General features: G+C 42.7%; 3 protein-coding genes. All 3 read left to right on the plus strand.

Features of this window, described 5'->3' with window-relative positions; translation table 11 throughout:
* Positions 1 to 2,636 (plus strand): ATP-binding protein (locus H6S82_RS15905; protein WP_191056409.1); only part of this gene is annotated, 2,636 nt, incomplete at its 5' end.
* Positions 2,637 to 2,673: 37 nt separating this feature from the next.
* Complete coding sequence (locus H6S82_RS15910) at positions 2,674 to 3,963, plus strand: response regulator (RefSeq protein ID WP_190462722.1); 1,290 nt, start codon at positions 2,674 to 2,676, stop codon at positions 3,961 to 3,963.
* A gap of 473 nt (positions 3,964 to 4,436) precedes the next feature.
* Entirely contained in the window at positions 4,437 to 5,552 is a 1,116-nt protein-coding gene (locus tag H6S82_RS15915; RefSeq protein WP_190462719.1) for a sulfate ABC transporter substrate-binding protein, read from the plus strand.
* Positions 5,553 to 5,599: the final 47 nt, after the last annotated feature.

The raw sequence follows: 5,599 nt of genomic DNA on the forward strand, positions 1-5,599 counted from the left end.
TGGCAGCAGCGTTGGGCGTTCGCTACGCTTTTATAGCACAAACTGTGAGGAACCAGCCCGATAAATTGCAGACTCTTGCTTGCTGGGCAGATAACAAACTGGGAGAAAATTTCGAGTACGATTTAATCGGTACTCCTTGCGAACCGGTTATCAAACAGGGAAAGCTGTTTTTCTACCCAGAGCGTACACAAGAACTGTTCCCACAAGCTAAGGGCGTCGTTGCTATGGGTGCAGTTTGCTATTTAGGAGTGCCTCTGCTCGATTCTTTACAACAAGTAATAGGCGTTTTGTGCATTAACAACGACAAGCCTCTACAGGATGTAGAAAGCGCCAAAGGAATTATGAAAATTTTTGCGGCGCGAGCTGCTGCGGAAGTTCAACGTAAGTGGGCGCAAGAAAGTTTGTGCCAAGCTTTGGATGAATTAGAAATTCGCGTTGAGGAACGCACTGCTGAGTTATCAAAAACGCTCAACTCTCTTAAGGCTGAAATAGTAGAACGCAAAAAAGTAGAATTGGCTTTGGAGCAAGAACGCCAACAACTGCGTCAAATTATTACCCATGCACCCGTGGCAATGGCGATGTTAGATACGGAGATGCGGTACATCGCCTACAGCGATCGATGGCTGAAGGATTACAATCTCGAAGGGCAAAACTTGAACGGGCGATCCCATTATGAAGTATTACCAAATTTGGCAAAACTTTTCAAACCTATTTATTACCAGGCGCTGCAAGGAGAGGTAATTTCCAAGCCCGAAGAAGCTCTGGAGTTAGAAGATGGCAACAAACTTTATCTGCGCTGGGCAGTCCAGCCCTGGTACGCACAAACAGATTTAGTATTGGTGGAAAATAAATTTAACAACTCAAAATCTTACATCACAAATCGAAAAAGCCACATTGGTGGCATTGTCATCGTGACTCAGATAATTAATGAATTGGTAGAAGCCAGAGAAGCAGCTTTACAAGCATCTCGGATGAAATCTGCTTTTTTAGCTAACATGAGTCACGAAATCCGCACTCCCATGAATGGCATTTTGGGAATGACAGATTTACTTTTGAAAACGCCGCTCACAAAGCAACAGGAAGAATTCGTGTTGTTGCTCAAATTAAGCGCGGAACACCAGCAAGCGCTGATTAACGATCTGCTCGATTTCTCCAAGTTGGAAGTCGGGAAAATGCGCCTGGAAATGCAGGAATTTAACTTGAAGAAAAGCATAGAAGAAATAGTAAGTATACTGCAAATACAGAGCCATGCCAAAGCGCTCGAATTGCGTACCGCCATCGCACCCAATCTACCCGAAAAATTAATAGGAGACCCGCATCGCTTGACCCAAATTATTACAAATTTAGTAGGAAATGCGATTAAGTTCACCGACTTTGGAGAAGTGGTACTTACAGTCACGAATCATCAAAATAAATCAGGCATCACTAGGGAAGATTGCGAAAAAACTATCAATTCAGAATGTTGCATTTTGTTTGCTATCCGAGATACGGGAATTGGCATCGCACCTGAAAACAAAAAAAAATTGTTTCAATCCTTCTCTCAACTAGATAGCTCCACTACAAGAGCTTATGGAGGTACTGGTTTGGGTTTGGCAATTTGCAAGCAGCTAGTGGAGTTGATGGGCGGTGAAATAGGCGTCAAGAGCGAGCTGGGTAAGGGTTCGGAATTCTGGTTTGCAGTGCCTTTCCAAATAAGTCCAGAAAGGGAGAGGAATAAGACCGAGGGAGACATAGAGAGGAGGGGAGAGGGAAATGCTCCCCCTGAGCAACCGCCGATTGTTAATTACCGATCGCCAAGAGAAAAGCTGAAAATATTGTTGGTGGAAGATACCCCAATTAACCAAAAAGTGGTGCTAAATCAACTGAAATTCTTGGGTTATGAGGCTGATTGCACTGCAAATGGTCAAGAAGCACTCGATCGAATGGCATCTATCGCCTACGATTTAGTATTAATGGATTGTCAAATGCCGATGCTGGATGGCTATGAAACAACAAAGAGAATTCGCACCCAGTCAGGTGACGATCGGCACATTGTAATTATTGCCTTGACTGCTCACGCGATGAAAGAAGATCGCGAAAAGTGTCTGGCAGCAGGTATGGATGACTACCTCACCAAACCCGTTTCTATGGAGCAATTGTCAGCGGCTATAGAACGATGGATGCACAAGTACGACAAAGGCAGAAAGATTGTGGATAAAAAAGTATCGGGAGAAAACACAAATTCTCAACTTCAACCTCCAGTAGATAATCGCATTCGTCCAGAATTGCCCATGCCAAGTTTTTCTGAAGAAATTATCGATCGCGAGCGTCTCAAGGAAATCACCAGAGGCAGCTCGGAATTCCAACTCGAATTACTGCAAGCTTTTATGGAGGATGCTCCCACTTACATAGAAGAAGCCAAACAAGCTTTGCTTTCAGGAGATGCTCAGACCCTCGCTCGCCGAGCTCATCAGATCAAAGGCGGAAGCGCTACCGTAGCTATTAGATTTATGCCGGATCTTGCACTCACCTTACAAAAACAAGCGGAATTAAACCAGCTAGATGGAGCAGATCTGATTATAACAGAGATGGAAAATATTTTAGAGCGTGTCAAAACCTTCATTGCTAATTGGGAATCGGTCATAGATAATGGCTAAAGACTCATGGTTCATAGCTGCCGGATAAAGGATTCTCATGTCCAAAATACTTGTAGTTGAAGATGATTCGGCCACTCGTTTACTCCTGAAAAGAGACCTCCAACTAGAAGGTTATGAAGTTACTGTCGCTAAAAACGGTGAAGAAGGACTGGAACAGGCAGTTAAGATACGTCCGGCATTAATACTTTGCGATTGGATGATGCCACTGATGGACGGAGTAGAAGTTTGCCGTCGCGTTAAGGCAACACCCGAATTAACCAGCACATTTTTTATTTTGTTGACTGCACGGGATTCTATAGCCGATCGTGTGCTAGGTTTAGATGCAGGCGCAGATGATTTTGTCTCCAAACCCATTGAGCCAAATGAATTGTTGGCGCGGGTACGAGCGGGATTGCGAGTATATCAATACCAGCAGCAATTGAGCGAAGCGAATCAGCAACTCAGTCAGACTTTGCAAGATTTGCAACAAACTCAGGCTCAACTGGTGCAAAGCGAAAAAATGTCGTCTCTTGGCCAAATGGTGGCAGGAATCGCTCACGCCATCAACAACCCGATTACTTTTATCAGCGGCAACCTCGATTATACCAAAAACAGCTTCAATGACCTGCTTGAACTAATCCATCTTTATCAAAAATATTACCCTCAGCCAGAACAAGAGATTAACTTAGCCATCGAAAACATGGATTGGGAATTTCTTAAAACAGATATTCCCAAAAGCTTAGATTCTATGAAAGTAGGGGCATCTCGAATTCGCGACCTTGTGGTTAGCCTCAAGAGTTTTTCTCGGCTCGACGAAGCCGAAATAAAACAGGTTGATATTCATGCAGATATTGATAACGCACTTTTACTTTTGGAACACAGGTTATCTGGAGAAACTTCAGACAACATTTACGCTGACGATCGGTCAAAAATTAAAGTAATTAAGGAATATGGCATTTTGCCTCTTGTAGAGTGTTACACAGCCGAATTAAATCAAGTATTTTTCAATCTTATAACTAACGCCATTGATGCTATAGAAGAATTAACCATTAGCGAAACATCATTAATTTTGGGAAAAGGACAAATTAGCATACGCACCAAGCTATTAGATGAAAATTGGGTAGAAATTGCAATATCTGACAACGGCGCGGGAATGACTCCAGAGGTTGTGCAACAAATATTTAATCCCTTTTTTACCACCAAGCCAGTCGATAAAGGCACTGGGTTAGGATTGGCAATAGCCTACTCTATTGTAGTTGATAAGCACAAAGGGTTATTAGAATGCAGGTCATCAAAAGGAGAGGGTACTGAGTTTTTGATTAAAATTCCGACTCGTCAGCAACTCTAAATTAGATTTTTTATAAGTAATTTATACATTTATGTACTAATTTATCGCGTCGATGACTAGAAAGCAACCCCCGACAAAATTTTATAACTTAAAGAGTGATGTAAAGATCCCTTAAGTTAATTTATCTTTACATAAGTTTATATACTTTGTAACAAAAATAAAAATCATCAACTAAATGCGATCGCTTCGTGTCCCTCAAATAAGGGCTTGCTTTTTGCAATTGTTTGTGCAACTATACTGAGTAATCAATAACTACTGTATTCCCACTGGTTTACCGTAGATTATAAAGAAGTAAAATCTGGTGCTGATACTTGGCGCAGATAAAATTCCCTATTGATTGGTTCGATCGCCAAAAAATAGCCAGTCTTTTAGAGGGGATTGTTGATGTTGCACGAATTTTCTTGATGCAGCAATGGTTTTGCATTGCTGAAAACACGATTGAGCAGAAATAAAAACAGGAGGAATTACAATCAATGCAGTATACCCGTCTAAAAAAGTGGGCATTGCTGCGCTTACGAAAAAGAACTGGTTCGCCAGCTATTTTTGATAAGTCAGCCAACTTGCTCAAATCTTCGCTTTTCAGGACTTTTATTTTACTTTTTGCCGTTGGTTTGGGTTTGAGTTGGTTAATTCCTCAGCCAGCCAGGAGTCAGCAACCGAAAGATGTGGAACTAACTTTGGTATCATTTGCTGTTACCAAAGCTGCCTACGATCGAATTATTCCCGGCTTTACCGCTAAGTGGAAACGAGAACATAACCAAAATGTCAGATTCAACCAAAGTTACGGCGGTTCCGGTTCGCAAACCCGTGCTGTAATTGATGGTTTGGAAGCCGATATAGTACACCTGGCGCTTGCTTTTGATGTAAACCGCATTCAACAAGCAGGTCTGATCCAACCCGGATGGGAGCGAGAAGTACCGAATGGCGGTATTGCCAGCAAATCTGTGGTCGCTTTGGTGACGCGACCTGGAAATCCCAAACGAATACAAAATTGGTCAGACCTAGCCAAAAGTGGCGTCAAGGTGATTACTGCTAATCCCAAAACTTCTGGCGTCGCTCGTTGGAACTTCTTAGCATTGTGGGGTTCTGTAACTCAAAACGGCGGAAACGAACAGGCAGCTCGTAACTTTGTCGGCCAAGTTTATCGAAATGTGCCGATTCTTCCCAAAGATGCTCGCGAAGCATCTGACGTATTTTACAAGCAGAATCAAGGAGATGTATTGCTAAACTATGAAAACGAAGTTCTCTTAGCTAAACAGCAGGGAGAAACAGAACCTTTCATCATTCCCCAAGTAAATATTTCCATCGACAACCCAGTAGCTGTGGTTGATAAAAACGCCGACAAACATGGCACTCGTCAGGTAGCGCAAGCTTTTGTGCAATACCTTTTTTCTCCTGAAGCCCAACGAGAATTCGCTAAGGTAGGTTTTCGACCCGTTAATACAACGGTAGCGGCAGAGTATAGCAGGAACTTCCCTAGAATTGGCAAACTTTTTACAATCTCCCAGCTAGGCGGTTGGGATGGGGCGCAAAGAAGATTTTTTGCCGATGGTGCGCTATTCGATCAACTGCAAGTTGCGGCGCGGTAATTAATTAGCTGTTTCTGTTTTTTTGATAACTTAAGACTGGAAACCCG

Origin of the sequence: Planktothrix sp. FACHB-1355 (genome assembly GCF_014748295.1) — a bacterium.
GTDB lineage: Bacteria > Cyanobacteriota > Cyanobacteriia > Cyanobacteriales > Aerosakkonemataceae > Aerosakkonema > Aerosakkonema funiforme_A.